A 16,476-nucleotide genomic window follows, 5' to 3' on the forward strand; every position below is an offset into this window, starting at 1 on the left:
CAACTGCAAGATACATTTGAAAGATTAAATAAAACATTAACTACGCAGCGTGCTGCATTCAAAGATAAAATTATGGCAGAAGAAAAAATTTATATTTTCGACACAACGCTTCGCGATGGCGAACAGGTTCCGGGTTGTAAATTAAACAATCAGGAAAAAACGAAACTTGCATTAAAGCTTGAAGAACTCGGCGTTGATATTATCGAAGCGGGATTTCCTATTTCAAGTCCGGGCGATTTTCAGTCGGTGGAAGAAATTTCAACTGTAATAAAAAATGCGACCGTTTGCGGATTGACACGCGCAGTACAAAAAGATATTGAAGTTGCCGCAGAAGCATTGAAAAAAGCCGTTCGCCCGCGTATTCACACGGGCATCGGTGCGAGCGACAATCATATCAAATACAAGTTCAATACTACGCGCGAAAACATCATTGAACGCGCGGTTGCTGCGGTAAAACTGGCACGCAACTTCGTTCCCGATGTAGAATTTTATGCGGAAGATGCTGGTCGTGCAGATTTGGTTTTTCTTGCACAACTCATTGAAGCAGTGATTGCCGCAGGCGCAACGGTTGTGAACATTCCCGACACGACAGGTTTTTGCTTGCCGCATCAGTACGCCGAAAAAATTTCTTACTTAGTAAATAATGTAAAAGGAATTGAGAATGCGATTATTTCCTGTCATTGCCACAACGATTTAGGTTTGGCAACTGCCAACTCTCTCGCAGGCGCTATCGCAGGCGCACGGCAAATCGAATGTACTATTAACGGACTTGGCGAACGTGCAGGAAATACTTCACTCGAAGAAGTTGCAATGGCAATTAAAAAGCATCCTGAAACCGGCTTTACAACAAGCATCGATTCTACCAAATTGCTTGATTTGAGCAAGCTCGTTTCCGACACGATGCGTATGCCTGTGCAACCGAATAAAGCGATTGTAGGCGACAATGCATTCTCGCATTCTTCGGGCATTCATCAGGACGGATTTTTGAAAGAAGCAACCACTTACGAAATCATCGACCCGCGTGAAGTGGGCGCAGATGTTTCTAAAATTGTTTTGACCGCGCGCAGCGGAAGAAGTGCGCTGGCGTTCCGTTTCCGCAAATTGGGATTTGATTTTACCCGCGACGAAGTGGATGAATTGTATGCAAAATTCTTGGAAGTAGCCGATGCCAAAAAAGAGGTAAGCGATGAAGATTTGCAGGAATTGGCAGTAAGTTTGAAAACGGTATAAATAATAATGATGACGTTCGCCGTCATACCGAACTCGTTTCGGCATCTCTTGGCAAAACTTTTTCAATGATAGATGCTGAAATAAATTCAGCATGACGTGCAAGCGTTTTCAGTAATTGTAATTATCGTTATCGTTTAAAGATAAGTCCTTAATTCACTCAATACCTTAATGGTAAAAAAATAAATTCAAATTGATATGACAGGAAAAACATTATTCGACAAAATCTGGGAAAAGCACGTTGTAAAACAAATCGAAGGCGGACCTTCGGTGTTATACATTGATACACATTTCATTCACGAAGTAACCAGTCCGCAAGCGTTCAAAGGATTGGAAAAGCGCGGTCTGCCTGTGTTTCGTCCTAAGCAAGTAGTTGCAACCGCCGACCATAATGTTCCTACTTTGCACCAGGAATTACCGATAAAAGAAGAACTTTCCAGAATACAAGTTCAAACGCTGAAAGACAATTGCGAAAAATTCGGCGTTGAATTATACGGCTTGGGACATCCGTATCAAGGCATCGTTCATGTGATTGGGCCCGAACTCGGCGTTACGCAACCGGGCTGCACCTATGTTTGCGGCGACAGTCATACTTCAACGCACGGCGCATTCGGCAGCATTGCATTCGGCATCGGTACAAGTGAAGTAGAAATGGTGTTGGCAACACAATGTTTATTGCAAAGTCATCCAAAGCTCATGCGTATCAATGTGGATGGCGAATTACACAAAGGCGTTACGTCGAAAGACATCGTTTTATACATCATCGCGCAAATTTCCGCAAGCGGCGCCACAGGCTACGCAGTCGAGTTTGCAGGCAGCGCCATTCGTTCGTTGAGCATGGAAGCGCGCATGACCATTTGCAATATGAGTATCGAAATGGGTGCGCGTTGCGGCATGATTGCGCCTGATGAAATTACATTCGATTATATCAAAGGTCGTGAGTTTGCACCCAAAGGCGAAGATTGGGAAAAGAAACTCGCTTATTGGAAAACACTGTATTCCGATGAAGGTGCAACGTTTGATAAGGAATATCATTTCAAAGCCGAAGACATTGAACCCATGATTACTTACGGAACAAATCCGGGTATGGGCATCGGCGTGAGCGGACATGTGCCGGAACTGACAACAATTGAGGAAAAAGACAAACCGTCTTTTGAAAAATCCATTCATTATATGGGTTTGAGCGCGGGCGAAAAAATCAAAGGACATAAAGTGGATTATGTGTTTATCGGAAGCTGCACCAACAGCCGCATTGAAGATTTACGACAAGTTGCTTCATTTGTAAAAGGTAAGAAAAAATCCGATGATGTAACAGTTTGGATTGTTCCCGGCAGCAAACAAGTGGAAGCGCAGGCAAAAGAAGAAGGCATCGATAAAATATTTGAAGAAGCAGGTTTTCAGTTGCGCCAACCCGGATGCAGCGCGTGTTTGGGCATGAATGAAGACAAAATTCCCGCAGGAAAATATTGCATTTCCACATCCAACAGAAACTTTGAAGGACGACAAGGACCAAATGCAAGAACGATGCTTGCAAGTCCGCTGACAGCCGCCGCAGCAGCAATTACAGGCGTTGTGAGCGATGTAAGGGAATTGATACCCTAAATCCCTAAAGGGACTTTTAACTTTAATGCTATGATTATTGATATAAACAATGAAATTCAAAATCCCCCTTTAGGGGATAGGGGCATTCAAGAAGCCTTCAATGCGGTTTCAGAAAAGTATGACAAGCAAAGACCAATTTTGATTCCTTGCTTTGATGATTTTTATAGTATTGCATTGGAATTATCCAACGAAGCGAAGGATGTAAAAAGAATCTTAGACATCGGCGCGGGAACAGGTTTGATGAGCGCTTTGTTCGCCGAAAAATACCCGAATGCGGAAATAACATTGGTTGATTTTTCGGAAGATATGTTGAATAAGGCAAAAGACAGATTTAAAGGCAACGATAAGATTCATTATCTGCAAGCAGATTTCTCAACCGTGGATTTTGAAGATAATCATTACGATTTGGTTGTATCAGGTTTGGCAATTCATCATTTGAAACATGATTTGAAAAAGTTACTGTTTGAAAAAATTTATTATGCGTTGAAAATAAACGGCATTTTCATTAATGCAGACCAAGTCAAAGGTTCAACGGAATTTGCAGAAAGAATTTATACGGAAAAATGGCGTACTCATGTGCTGAACGCACCGTTAAGCGAAGAAGACAAACAGAATACTTTTAAAAGAGTATCGCTCGATATTATGGCGCCGCTCGATAAGCAATTACAATGGCTGAAAGATGTCGGTTTTATGGAAGCGAATTGTTTTTATCAGTATTTCAACTTTGTTGTTTTTGCAGCAAAAAAGTGATTCAATAATAATGCTGTGTGAAGCGTCCTCGCTTCACACCAAAATTCTGTCGCTTCATAGCGACAAACAAAAACAACAATCGCCAATAGGCGATAAAATAAAAATGCGAAGCGAGGACGCTTCGCATAGCAACGAAAAAAATAATTAAATAAAATGTTCATCGTATCTCTCACATACAAAAAACCGTTGGAAGAAGTTGATAAATATATTCAACCGCATTCCGATTTTTTGGACAAACAATATCAGGCAAAAAAGTTCATTTTTTCGGGAAGAAAAAACCCAAGAACAGGCGGCTTGATTGCGGCGTATAATGTTACAAAAGCTGAATTGGAAAACATTATAACGCAAGACCCTTTTTACCAAAACGGCATTGCAGATTACGAAATCACGGAAATTATTCCTACGAAGTACGATAACAATTTTGCTTCGTTTGTAACTCAATCATAAATCGAAAATCATAAATCATAAATTATTATGGGCATTATCATAAACCTCGAAGAAGACAAAAAGAAAGCAGGCGCGGCAAAGTTTCAATCCGAAAGAAAAATCATTCAGTCAGCGGCTGTGCCGATTGAATTGGAAAATGTAGATACCGACCAAATCATTCCCGCGCGCTTCCTGAAAGCCACGACACGCGATGGTTTCGGAAAAAATCTGTTCCGCGACTGGCGTTACGAAAACGACGACGAAACAAAGCCTGTGAAAGATTTCGCATTGAACAATAAAATTTATTCAGGTAAAATTTTAGTTGCAGGAAAAAATTTCGGTTGCGGTTCTTCGCGCGAACACGCAGCTTGGGCAATCAAAGATTATGGCTTCGATGCGGTCGTATCAAGCTTTTTCGCAGACATATTCAAAAACAATGCGCTGAACAATTTCCTATTGCCCGTACAGGTAAGCGACGAATTTTTACAAAAATTATTCGACGCCATTCACAAAGACACAAATGCAGAAATTGAAATCAATCTGGAAGAGCAATACATCAAAATTGTTGCGACAGGCGAACAGGAAAGTTTTGATATTAATCAATATAAAAAAACTTGTCTGTTGAATGGCTTTGATGATATCGATTATCTGTTGAATATGCGTGAGGAAATTGAAGCCTTTGAAAAGAATATCTGAACCATGATTTGTAACATTTGGTTGATTAAAATGAAACGCTTTATATTATTCTCTTTATTATTTTTCTCATTCTCAGCTTTTTCGCAAAGCAGCGATATAGCTGATATTGCGGGTTGGAGAAAGGATATGGGTAACGGCGTTTATCATTTCACTTCCGAAAACGGCAACGGTAATACGGATTATTATATCATGCCGTTGGAAAAAAACATTCACGTAAACGATTTATATACGTGGCTCAAAACGAAAGCGCAAAGCGATATTATTTCAAACGGATGGACAGAAAATAAAGCACGGAATACAAGCCGCCAATCCAACAGCGAATACAACGGCGTATATAATTATCTGACTGCCGTCAGCAATAAGGCAGGCAAATCAGAGATTGCCATGTATGTGGCTTATGCTTTGCCTGATAATTCTATTCGCTGGGCAAAAGTTTATTATCCTTCTGTCGGCTTTAATAAAAACGATATAGCAACTTCCCTACAACATTTAGCGGCTCTTTCAAAACAGGAAATGACCGCAAATAATACGGCAGGCAACAATAGCACGACACAGGAAAATGAAGCTAAAAAATCATCTTCCGACATGCAGGCAATAACATCGAATAATCGTAATACTTCATCCGACATTATGGGCGTGATATTGCATAAAGAAAGTGCTGTCGGCGTTGGTGGCATCGCTTTGCAGTTAATGCGACCTTATTTGTTTTTCAAAGACGGAAGTTTTTACGGATGGCTGGATACCGACCCGAACAGCATCCACATAGCATCGCATAGTGCAAACCCAAAGAAGTGGGGAACATGGAAAATGAACGGCAAAAATATTTCAATCGTTTGGTACGATGGCAAAAGCGACACATGGACTTCAGCATGGTGGCAGCACGCGGTTCCCGCTTCAAAAAGCGACAGGCTTGCAGGTTCTTTTGAAAGTATTTCAGGCGGAGGAAATACCGTTATGGGCGGCGGCAGTTACACCATGTCATCGAAATATATTACGTTCAGCAAAGACGGTCATTTTACATTTGAAAGTGTGGGAAGCGGCGGTTATTCGGGTTATAACGGCAGCAATTCCGCATGGAGCAGCCGTAATGCGGCAGGCACTTATGAGTTAGACGGCTTCAGTATTATCTTTAAATACAATAGTGGCAAGACGGTCAGAAGCGCATTTTATTTTTATGATGATGATAAAGATATGTTCGGCATCAACACAAGTATTTATACAAAAGAAGACGATTAATAGATTCGATATTTATTATGAATTACGCAATTGTTACGGCAAATAATATTACGGTAAAACAAAACGGATTTGAATTAAAAGGCATTTTATTTTCTTTGAACGACAATGAAAATCTTGCCGTCACGGGCGCATCAGGAAGCGGAAAAACCACGCTGGCAAAGGCTTTATGCGGGCAACTGTTTATCACAGGCGAATTAAAAATTGACTATAACGAAACAAATAGTTTATTGCCGAAAGCTGTGTATGTAGAGCAACGTTACAGCATAAAAAACAGAAGTAACACAATTGACGGTTATTACCAACAACGATATAACAGTACGGATAACGAAGACAGTTACACCGTTTTGGAAGAACTGAAATTTATATCGGAAGATGAAGCAAGGATTGATTTTTTATTAAATGAATTATCGATTCCATATTTAAAAAATAAACCGCTTTTGCAACTATCGAGCGGCGAACATAAAAGATTTCAACTCATCAAAGCATTGCTGGAACCCGCGCAGCTATTGATTTTGGACGAACCGTTCATCGGATTGGATGTTTCGAGCAGAAAAAAACTGAACGAAATTTTAAGCGAAGTTTCCGATAACGGAACGAAATTGATTATCATCGCAGGAGCGCATCATCACTTTCCCGATTGTATCACGCACGTTCTGGAATTGGAAAATGGTAAGCAAAAAGCGTTTATCGAAAAAGAAAATTTTGTTGCCACACATCAGCCTGCGACACATTTTTTTGATACATCTTCTTTGCCTTTGCAACACAATGATTGGAATTTTGAGAATGCGATTTTAATGAAAAATGCCACCGTAAAATATGGCGACAGAACCATTCTTGACAATATTAACTGGCAGGTAAAAAAAGGCGAGCGCTGGTTACTAAAAGGCAAGAACGGCGCGGGAAAATCTACCTTGATGAGTTTGGTTTCGGGCGACAATCCGCAGGCTTATGCCAATGAAATTTATTTGTTCGACAAGCGTCGCGGTTCCGGCGAAAGCATTTGGGACATCAAGAAAAACATCGGTTTCGTATCGCCTGAATTGTATGCTTTTTTCGATAAAAATATTTCATGTTTTGATACTGTTGCATCAGGTTATTTTGATACGATGGGTTTGTACAAAAAATTATCACAGGAACAAATTACTCATATCAACGATTGGCTGAAATCCTTGAATGTAGCGGATTTAGCGCAAAAGCGTTTGGCAAATGTTTCATCGGGAATGCAACGATTATTTTTATTAATCCGTGCGTTTATTAAAAATCCGCCGCTGTTGATTTTTGATGAACCTTGTCAGGGTTTGGATGAATTTCAAACAGAAGCATTTGTAAAATTGGTCGATGATATTTGCGAACTGACAGATACAAGCGTTGTTTACATCAGTCATTATGAAAATGAAATTCCAAGCTGTGTAACACAAGTTTTGGAATTAGAAAATGGAACTCCTAAAATTTATTCTTTCAATAAAAAATATTCAGAACAATTAACTCAATAAAATGGAAAAAAATATCACAGTCATTCTTGGCGATGGCATCGGTCCCGAAGTAACGCAACAATCAATTAAAATTTTAAACGCCATCGGCGAGCAGTTTGGGCATATATTTAATTACGACTACCAGCTCATGGGCGCGGTTGCGATTGACGAAACAGGCAATCCCCTACCCGATGCAACAATAGAAAGCTGTTTGAAAAGCGACGCCGTTTTGTTCGGTGCAATCGGACATCCGAAATATGACAACGACCCGACGGCAAAAGTGCGTCCCGAACAAGGTTTACTCAAGCTGCGCAAGTCTTTGCAACTCTTCGCAAACCTTCGTCCCATCAGCGCTTATCCTGCGTTAAATCATTTATCGCCGTTGAAACCCGAAAGAATGGAAGGCGCGGATTTCGTTATTTTCCGTGAGCTTACCGGCGGCATATATTTCGGGGAAAAAACAATCAACGAAGAGAAAACCTATGCTTCCGATTTGTGCGGATATTCCAAAGAAGAGATTGAACGCATTGCGCATCTTGCTTTTCAATTGGCACAAAAAAGAAAGAAAAAACTCACGTTGGTCGATAAAGCAAATGTGCTGGAAACATCGCGCTTGTGGCGCAAAGTAGTACAGGAAATTGTACAGCAATACAAAGACGTAACGGTCGATTATATGTTTGTGGATAATGCTTCTATGCAAATCATCGTGAACCCTAAACAGTTCGATGTAGTGCTTACGGAAAATATGTTTGGCGACATCATCAGCGACGAAGCAAGCGTGCTGAGCGGCTCGCTCGGTTTGTTGCCGTCGTCGTCCATCGGTACGGGAACGGCTTTGTTCGAGCCTATTCACGGTTCGTATCCGCAAGCTGCAGGTAAAGATATTGCCAATCCTATCGGCTCGATTTTGTCCGCCGCAATGCTGTTGGAATATTTTGATATGAACGAAGAAGCCGCGCTCGTACGCAACGCGGTTGCGTGGACTTTGGCAAACGGTTTTGTAACGCAGGATATTGACCCGACGAATAATTATGCAACAAGCGTTATCGGTGATTTGATTAAAGATTTCGTGGAACAAAAATCGCCTTCGGAAATCAATAAGAAGTATATGGATTTGGGCAAATCAACGATTATATAATGAACCAATCTTTGAAAGGTTGAAAAATTTTAAATTATTAAATGAGATTTCTCCTATCGTCGAAATGACGATGCAAACGTTTTAATCGTTTTGCAAATCATCATGATAGATTAAAAAATCAAAGATCTCACTCGTTATTCCGAACGAGGTACGAGCGAGGAATCCCAAATAAAGTTCTTTTTATAATAAATATTTTTCTACATTTGATGCGAATTATGAGCATCCGTGTAAAAAATATAATCCGTATAATTACTGTCATTATTGTGGTGGTAGTCATTATTCCTTCGGCGCAGGGAAGTGGATTTGTTTTGTAAACACTCAAAATAAAAATTTCAAAAACCACTTCCCGAACGAAGTGGTTTTTTTGTTTTATAACTATTCAAAAAAGATAAATTAAAAATTAAAATGAACGAATTAAACAAATATTCAAAAACCCTTACGCAGGACGAAACACAGCCCGGCGCACATGCACAATATTATGCCATCGGCTTTACCGATGAAGATTTTAATAAAGCGCAAGTCGGCATCGTAAGTATGGGTTGGGACGGAAATCCGTGCAATATGCACCTGAACGATTTTGCCACCAAAGTGCGCGAAAGCGTAAATGCCGAAGATTTGGTCGGTCTCCGATTTTATACAATCGGCGTAAGCGACGGCATGAGCAACGGAACGCCCGGAATGCGTTACAGTTTGGTCAGTCGAGATTTGATTGCAGACAGCATCGAAACCGTTTCCGGCGCACAGTATTATGATGCGTTAATTACCATTCCGGGCTGCGACAAAAATATGCCCGGTTCCATTATGGCAATGGCGCGTTTGAATCGCCCGTCCATCATGTTGTACGGCGGCACTATCGCTACGGGACATTATAAAGATAAGCACGATTTGAATATTGTGTCTGCATTTGAAGCGCTGGGACAAAAAATTGCAGGCAACATCAGTCAGGAAGATTTTAAAGGTATTGTTCGGCACTCTTGTCCCGGAGCAGGCGCATGTGGCGGTATGTACACGGCAAACACGATGGCGAGCGCGATTGAAGCAATGGGTATGAGTTTGCCTTATTCCGCATCGAATCCTGCATTGAGCGAAGCCAAGCAAAAAGAACTTGCAAGCGTAGGAAAAGCCATCAGAAATTTATTGGAAAAAGATATTAAGCCGAAAGATATCATGACGCGCGAAGCATTTGAAAATGCGATTACCGTTGTGATGGTTCTTGGCGGAAGCACTAATGCCGTATTGCATTTACTGGCAATGGCAAGGGCTGCAGATGTAGATTTATCCATCGATGATTTTCAAAGAATCAGCGACAAAACACCTATGCTTGCCGATTTTAAACCAAGCGGAAAATACCTGATGGAAGATATTCACAATATCGGAGGAATACCTGCCGTCATGAAATATTTATTGAAGAAAGGAATGTTGCACGGCGAATGTTTAACCGTTACGGGGAAAACGGTAGCCGAAAATTTAGAAGAAGCAAAAGATCTGGATTTTGATGAGCAAAAGATTGTCCAACCTTTGGAAGATCCGATTAAGAAAACAGGACACTTGCAAATTCTCTACGGCAATCTCGCCGAAGGCGGAAGCGTAGCAAAAATCACGGGCAAAGAGGGCGAACGTTTTGAAGGAACAGCGCGCGTGTTTGACGGTGAACATGATTTAATCAAAGGACTTTCAAGCGGAAGAGTTCATGCAGGCGACGTAGTTGTAATAAAAAATATCGGACCGAAAGGCGCGCCGGGCATGCCGGAAATGCTGAAACCCACAAGCGCCATTATAGGTGCAGGCTTGGGTAAATCCGTCGCCTTGATTACCGATGGGCGTTTCAGCGGCGGCACGCATGGTTTCGTGGTAGGACACATCACGCCTGAAGCAGTTGAAGGCGGGTTAATCGGTTTGGTAAATGATGATGATATTATAGAAATCGATGCAATTAAAAATACATTGACCTTGAAAGTTTCGGAAGAAGAAATTACAAAACGCAGAGCAGCTTATCAACGTCCCGCGCCGAAAGCAACAAGCGGCGTGTTGTACAAATATGCAAAGTTTGTAAAATCGGCAAGCGAAGGTTGTGTAACAGATGAGGATTAATATTATTCTGTAAAAATTGTTCTAATGGAAACGTTCAATGAGCCGCAAGTAATAGTCAGCGTTCAAAACAGAATTTACGAAATTCGGGGAGAACGTGTATTACTCGACTTTGATTTGGCTGCTTTATACGAAACAGAAACAAGAATATTTAATCAAGCTGTTAAGAGAAATATAAAGCGCTTCCCAAAAGATTTTATGTTTCAGCTTACGAAAGAAGAATGGAATAACTTGAGGTTTCAATTTGAAACCTCAAGTTTACAAATTATTGATAATGAGGAGAATGTAAACAACCGGTCACAAATTGTGACCACATCCCGACAACACGGCGGAAGCAGGTATCTTCCTTACGCATTTACCGAGCAAGGTGTTGCTATGTTGAGCGGCGTTTTGAACAGCGATAAAGCTATCAATATGAACATTGCGATTATGCGGGCGTTTGTGGAAACAAGAAAAATTTTGTTGCAGCAAAATGATTTGAAAGAACAGTTGAAAGAATTAAAAGAACGAGTCGGAAATCACGATACACAGCTTAACCAAATTTACGATGCGCTCGAAAATTTATTGGATGAAACGAAGTTCCATTCGACCAAAAAAATCGCTGCGTAGCAGCAAACGAAAAAATATACGAATGAAAAAGCTGCGCAACGCAAATGGAACGAAAGAGAAAGAATAGGATTTAAGAAATGAATATGGTTTGAAAATGAAAAAATAAATTATGGCAGAAGAAGAAAAAATTATTCACCACGCAAAAGAAGCCGTTCACGCGCTGACGAACAAGAATAAAAAATGGAAAGAAAAAATACAAGATTTTCTGTTGGAAATTGTCATCATAATTATTGCCGTGAGCATTACGCTTTGGTTTCATAACTGGAATGATAAAAGACATGACAGACAACAGGAAAAAGAATTTTTGAGTGGGGTGAGAGAAGATTTGATGAAAGATACAAGCATTTTAATGGGTTATAATATTCGTGATTTCCAATCTACGATTGATTTTTACGATAGTGTTTATTTACAAATAATGGAAAATAAAATTGATGCTAAATACATAGACAGTCATCAAGGAGCGCTAACTAATAGAGCGGATTTTTTGTATGATGATTCCCGCTTTCAAAGTTTTAAATCTTCGGGAAGTCTCAAGCTGATAGAAAATCAAAAATTATTAGATGATATCACTTATTTATATACAATCGAATTTCCTACACAAAAAGAAAATGACCAAATTATTTATAACAAACGTCAAGATGATTACGATAAATATATTGGTTCAAAAGTGAAAATTGCTCTTTATCTCGATACAAACGGGAAATACACAGCTTATCAGCCTGTTTCAAAAGTATTCGGCAATCCAGAAGTTCAGTACCAAATAAGAAAGTATGTAAATCTTTTTGATGAAAGAAAAGAAGAAAAATTAAGAACAGTTGAAGAAACAACAAATGTCATTAAAGAAATAAACAAAGAACTCAAAGACCGTTTTGATTACGACGTTTCAAACAAAAAATAAATTCATCATTTAATAAAATATCAGAAATGGAAACACTTACAATAAAAAAGGAAACCGCCGCAAACTCGCAGCCTGCCAGCGTTTCTCTCACGGGAAGCCAAGCTGTTCTTGAAGCATTCATTGCCGAAGGCGTAAAAACTGTTTTCGGTTATCCCGGCGGCGCCATCATGCCGATATACGATGCGTTGTACGATTACAACGATAAGCTGGAACACATTCTCGTTCGCCACGAACAGGGCGGAATCCACGCTGCGCAAGGTTTTGCGCGCGCATCGGGAAAAGTAGGCGTTGTGTTTGCAACAAGCGGTCCCGGTGCTACGAATCTTGTAACAGGTCTTGCCGATGCGATGATTGACAGCACGCCGTTGGTTTGTGTAACAGGGCAAGTATTCGCGCATTTGCTCGGAACAGACGCATTTCAGGAAACAGACGTTGTGAACATTACAACGCCAGTTACCAAGTGGAATTATCAGGTTACGGAAGCGTCCGAAATTCCAAGTGTTCTCGCAAAAGCTTTCTACATCGCGCGTTCGGGTCGTCCGGGGCCTGTGTTGGTGGATATTACAAAGAATGCGCAGGTAGAAAAATTTGACTACAAAGGTTACACGCCTTGCAATCATATCCGCAGCTATCGCCCGAAACCTAAAGTGCGCAAGCAATACGTTGAAGAAGCGGCAAAGCTCATCAACGAAGCGAAGAAACCTTTTGTGCTGTTCGGGCAAGGCATTATTTTAGGCAGCGCCGAAAAAGAATTTCAAACGTTCATTGAAAAAGGCGGATTGCCTGCAGCTTTCACTATTATGGGCGAAAGTGCTATTCCATCCATGCATCCGTTGAATGTAGGAATGTTGGGAATGCACGGCAATTATGCACCGAATGTTTTGACCAATGAATGCGATGTGTTGATTGCGATTGGTATGCGTTTCGACGATAGAGTTACAGGACGTTTGGACAAATATGCGAAGCAGGCAAAAATTATCCATCTCGATATTGACCCTGCGGAAATTGACAAAAATGTGAAAACGACTGTTCCCGTTTGGGGCGATTGTAAAGAAACTTTGCCTTTGCTCACGGAGTTAATCAACAAAACGGAACACAAGGAATGGCTGCAACATTTCCGCGATTTGGAGCAGGAAGAAATGAAACAGGTTATTCACGATGAACTAAATCCTTCAACAGAAATTTTATCTATGGGCGAAGTGATTAAAGTGTTGAACGAACTGACGAATGAAGATGCAATTATTGTTACAGACGTTGGGCAGCATCAAATGGTTGCGTGTCGTTATGCGAAGTTTAAAAATTCGCGCAGCAACATTACTTCGGGCGGCTTGGGAACGATGGGTTTTGGTTTGCCTGCGGCAATCGGCGCGAAATACGGCGCCCCCGACAGAACAGTGGTTGCCATCATCGGCGACGGCGGTTTTCAGATGACGATACAGGAATTGGGAACGATTATGCAATTCGGCGCTGATGTGAAAATTTTGATTTTGAATAATCAGTTTCTCGGCATGGTTCGCCAATGGCAGGAATTGTTTAACGACAGGAGATATTCTTTTGTGAACATTACTTCGCCCGATTATGTTCAAGTTGCAAAAGGTTACGGCATCGCAGGAAAACGCATTGACAAACGCGAAGATTTGGAAAGTTCTTTAAAAGAAATGTTGGAATACAATGGCTCTTACCTTTTAGAAGTAATGGTTGGCAAAGAAAACAATGTATTCCCGATGGTTCCGCAAGGTTGCAGCGTGAGTGAGATAAGATTGAAGTAATCATCTGAACGGGGATTTATAAGATTTAATTGATTACAGGATGATATAAAAAACAGCCATTTCATTAAATCATAAATCACAATTCATAAATCATAAATTATTAAAAATGCACACTAAAGAAGAATATACTTTAAGCGTTTTCACGGAAAACCAAATCGGTTTGCTCAACCGCATCGCCATTATGTTTTCGCGCAGAAAAATCAATGTCGAAAGCCTCAATGTTTCGCCTACGGAAATCGAAGGCATTTCGCGTTTCACTATCGTCATCAACGAAGTGGAAGACGTGGTGCGCAAACTCAGTCGGCAAATCGAAAAGCAAGTCGAAGTGTTGAAAGCATATTACAACACCAATGAAGAAGTCGTTTGGCAGGAACTCGCTTTGTACAAAGTGCCGACAAGCGTTATCTCCGAAAAGGCAAAGGTGGAGCGGCTTTTGCGCGAATTTGGCGCACAGGCTGTTGTTATTCGTAATGATTACACGGTGTTTGAAACAGTAGGTCATCGCGAAGAAATAGACGGTTTGCTCGAAGCGCTTGCGCCTTACGGATTGATAGAATTTGTCCGCAGTGCGCGCGTAGCCATCATTAAAGACAGTGAAGGTTTTCACGAAAAACTGAAAGAATTTGAAGAGCATGAACCATCGGAAGCTGTGATTGAAAATGAATTTTTGGATAAGCAAAGCGAAGTGTTCACGATGTAATTCCTCATAACTTAAAGTTATCGAAAATGCAATATTCCATAAAGTACATTAAGAAAACGAGGGAATTATTTCTGAATCTTATCAATGAATTGAGTATTGAGCAACTCAATAAAATTCCTGAAGGTTTCAACAATAATATCATCTGGAACTTTGGTCATATCGTTGTAGGCACGCAACTTTTAGCGTATGTGCGTACAGGCGTGAAGCCTGATTTGAATGTTCAATTCAGAGAAAAATTTCAAAGCGGCTCAAAGCCCGAAAGCTTTATTTCACAGGAAGAAATTAATATGCTGAAAGAGCAATTGATTTCGACCATTAGTCAGATTGAAGAAGATGAAAAGAACCATGTTTTTGCAAACATGATTCCTTGTTCCACTAATACTTATGGTTATGAAATGAAAACTTTTGACGAAGTATTGACCTGTATTCAGTCGCACGAATCTTTGCATTATGGTTATGCAAGAGCACAGAAAAAATTATTAGCCCCCAACCCCTAAAGGGGAGCTATTTTTTTGATAAATAAATCAATTATTTTAAAATACCCCCTTCAGGGGATGGGGGCAAAATCTAAACAAATGGCAAAATTAAATTTCGGCGGTATTGAAGAAAACGTAGTAACACGCGAAGAATTTCCGCTTGCAAAAGCGCAGGAAATATTGAAAAACGAAACCGTAGCGGTTATCGGTTACGGCGTTCAGGGACCGGGACAAGCGTTGAACCAAAGAGATAATGGCATCAACGTAATTGTTGGTCAGCGCAAAAATTCAAAGACTTGGGACAAGGCAATTGCCGACGGATTTGTTGAAGGCGAAACTTTGTTCGAAATAGAAGAAGCATTGGAAAAAGGCACAATCATTTGCTACCTGTTGAGCGATGCTGCGCAAATCGAATTGTGGCCTACCGTGAAAAAACATTTGACTGCAGGCAAGGCTTTGTATTTTTCTCACGGTTTCGGCATTACGTTCAACGAGCAAACCGGCATCATTCCGCCGGCGGATGTGGATGTATTCTTGGTTGCGCCAAAAGGTTCGGGAACTTCTTTGCGCAGAATGTTTTTGCAAGGTCGCGGTCTGAACAGCTCTTTCGCAATTTACCAGGATGCAACGGGCAAAGCCTGGGACAGAGTGATTGCTTTGGGCATCGCAGTAGGCAGCGGATATTTGTTTGAAACAGATTTCAAGAAAGAAGTGTTCAGCGATTTGACAGGCGAACGCGGCACATTGATGGGCGCTATTCAAGGCATCTTTGCTGCGCAATATCAGGTGCTGCGCGATAAAGGTCATACGCCTTCCGAAGCGTTCAACGAAACAGTGGAAGAATTGACGCAATCGTTGATGCCGTTGGTTGCCGAAAACGGTATGGACTGGATGTATGCGAATTGCTCTACCACCGCACAGCGTGGCGCTTTAGACTGGTGGAAGAAATTCCGCGATGCAACATTGCCTGTGTTTAACGAATTATACGAAAGCGTTGCAACAGGCAAAGAATCCCAACGTTCTATCGACAGCAACTCGCAGCCCGATTACCGCGAAAAGCTGAACGAAGAACTGAAAGAATTGCGTGAAAGCGAATTGTGGCAAGCAGGGAAAACGGTAAGAAGTTTGAGACCGGAGAATAATTAATTTGAAAGATTAAAAAACTGCCGTGGCGCGTGTCCGCACGCGTCACTTTTTTGGTTCGTGGGGACACGAACCAAGGCTTAGAATCGCAACGTTCTATTGACAGCAATTCGCAACCTGATTACCGCGAAAAACTGAACGAAGAACTGAAAGAATTGCGTGAAAGCGAATTGTGGCAGGCAGGCAAAACTGTTAGAAGTTTAAGACCGGAGAATAATTAATTTGAGAAATTAGATAATCATAATT

16 protein-coding genes are annotated in these 16,476 nt (G+C 41.0%); all 16 read left to right on the forward strand.

Annotation, left to right across the window (positions count from 1 at the left end; all coding sequences use genetic code 11):
• Window positions 1-72 precede the first annotated feature (72 nt).
• Complete coding sequence (locus A9P82_RS04650) at window positions 73-1,230, forward strand: 2-isopropylmalate synthase (RefSeq protein ID WP_082915392.1); 1,158 nt, start codon at window positions 73-75, stop codon at window positions 1,228-1,230.
• Window positions 1,231-1,425: 195 nt separating this feature from the next.
• The gene (gene leuC, locus A9P82_RS04655) at window positions 1,426-2,829 is read left to right on the forward strand and encodes a 3-isopropylmalate dehydratase large subunit (RefSeq protein ID WP_066204677.1); all 1,404 of its coding nucleotides are present in this window, start codon (window positions 1,426-1,428) and stop codon (window positions 2,827-2,829) included.
• A gap of 30 nt (window positions 2,830-2,859) precedes the next feature.
• On the forward strand, window positions 2,860-3,579 hold the full coding sequence (locus A9P82_RS04660) for a class I SAM-dependent methyltransferase (RefSeq protein ID WP_066204680.1): 720 nt from the start codon (window positions 2,860-2,862) through the stop codon (window positions 3,577-3,579).
• A 153-nt stretch (window positions 3,580-3,732) separates the two neighbouring features.
• Window positions 3,733-4,026, forward strand: a complete 294-nt coding sequence (locus A9P82_RS04665; RefSeq protein WP_066204683.1) for a YciI family protein — start codon at window positions 3,733-3,735, stop codon at window positions 4,024-4,026.
• A gap of 27 nt (window positions 4,027-4,053) precedes the next feature.
• On the forward strand, window positions 4,054-4,701 hold the full coding sequence (gene leuD, locus A9P82_RS04670) for a 3-isopropylmalate dehydratase small subunit (RefSeq protein WP_082915232.1): 648 nt from the start codon (window positions 4,054-4,056) through the stop codon (window positions 4,699-4,701).
• A gap of 30 nt (window positions 4,702-4,731) precedes the next feature.
• Window positions 4,732-5,937: a hypothetical protein gene (locus A9P82_RS04675; RefSeq protein ID WP_066204686.1), complete on the forward strand. Its 1,206-nt coding sequence runs from the start codon at window positions 4,732-4,734 to the stop codon at window positions 5,935-5,937.
• A 17-nt stretch (window positions 5,938-5,954) separates the two neighbouring features.
• Window positions 5,955-7,430 (forward strand): ATP-binding cassette domain-containing protein, encoded by a 1,476-nt coding sequence (locus A9P82_RS04680; protein WP_066204689.1) that lies wholly within the window; start codon window positions 5,955-5,957, stop codon window positions 7,428-7,430.
• Between the two features lies 1 nt (window position 7,431).
• Window positions 7,432-8,547 (forward strand): 3-isopropylmalate dehydrogenase, encoded by a 1,116-nt coding sequence (leuB, locus tag A9P82_RS04685; RefSeq protein WP_066204692.1) that lies wholly within the window; start codon window positions 7,432-7,434, stop codon window positions 8,545-8,547.
• A 405-nt stretch (window positions 8,548-8,952) separates the two neighbouring features.
• On the forward strand, window positions 8,953-10,638 hold the full coding sequence (gene ilvD / locus A9P82_RS04690; RefSeq protein WP_066204695.1) for a dihydroxy-acid dehydratase: 1,686 nt from the start codon (window positions 8,953-8,955) through the stop codon (window positions 10,636-10,638).
• Window positions 10,639-10,662: 24 nt separating this feature from the next.
• The gene (locus A9P82_RS04695; protein ID WP_066204698.1) at window positions 10,663-11,244 is read left to right on the forward strand and encodes an ORF6N domain-containing protein; all 582 of its coding nucleotides are present in this window, start codon (window positions 10,663-10,665) and stop codon (window positions 11,242-11,244) included.
• A 109-nt stretch (window positions 11,245-11,353) separates the two neighbouring features.
• On the forward strand, window positions 11,354-12,142 hold the full coding sequence (locus A9P82_RS04700) for a hypothetical protein (RefSeq protein ID WP_066204701.1): 789 nt from the start codon (window positions 11,354-11,356) through the stop codon (window positions 12,140-12,142).
• A 26-nt stretch (window positions 12,143-12,168) separates the two neighbouring features.
• Entirely contained in the window at window positions 12,169-13,911 is a 1,743-nt protein-coding gene (gene ilvB / locus A9P82_RS04705; RefSeq protein WP_066204704.1) for a biosynthetic-type acetolactate synthase large subunit, read from the forward strand.
• 106 nt (window positions 13,912-14,017) lie between these two features.
• Complete coding sequence (ilvN, locus tag A9P82_RS04710; RefSeq protein WP_066204706.1) at window positions 14,018-14,611, forward strand: acetolactate synthase small subunit; 594 nt, start codon at window positions 14,018-14,020, stop codon at window positions 14,609-14,611.
• Window positions 14,612-14,637: 26 nt separating this feature from the next.
• Window positions 14,638-15,108, forward strand: a complete 471-nt coding sequence (locus tag A9P82_RS04715; protein WP_066204710.1) for a DinB family protein — start codon at window positions 14,638-14,640, stop codon at window positions 15,106-15,108.
• Window positions 15,109-15,186: 78 nt separating this feature from the next.
• A complete protein-coding gene (gene ilvC, locus A9P82_RS04720; RefSeq protein ID WP_066209605.1) occupies window positions 15,187-16,233 on the forward strand; it encodes a ketol-acid reductoisomerase in 1,047 nt (348 codons plus the stop codon).
• 29 nt (window positions 16,234-16,262) lie between these two features.
• On the forward strand, window positions 16,263-16,451 hold the full coding sequence (locus tag A9P82_RS04725; RefSeq protein WP_066204712.1) for a hypothetical protein: 189 nt from the start codon (window positions 16,263-16,265) through the stop codon (window positions 16,449-16,451).
• Window positions 16,452-16,476 lie beyond the last annotated feature (25 nt).

The sequence above is a fragment of the Arachidicoccus sp. BS20 genome, from assembly GCF_001659705.1.
GTDB lineage: Bacteria > Bacteroidota > Bacteroidia > Chitinophagales > Chitinophagaceae > Arachidicoccus.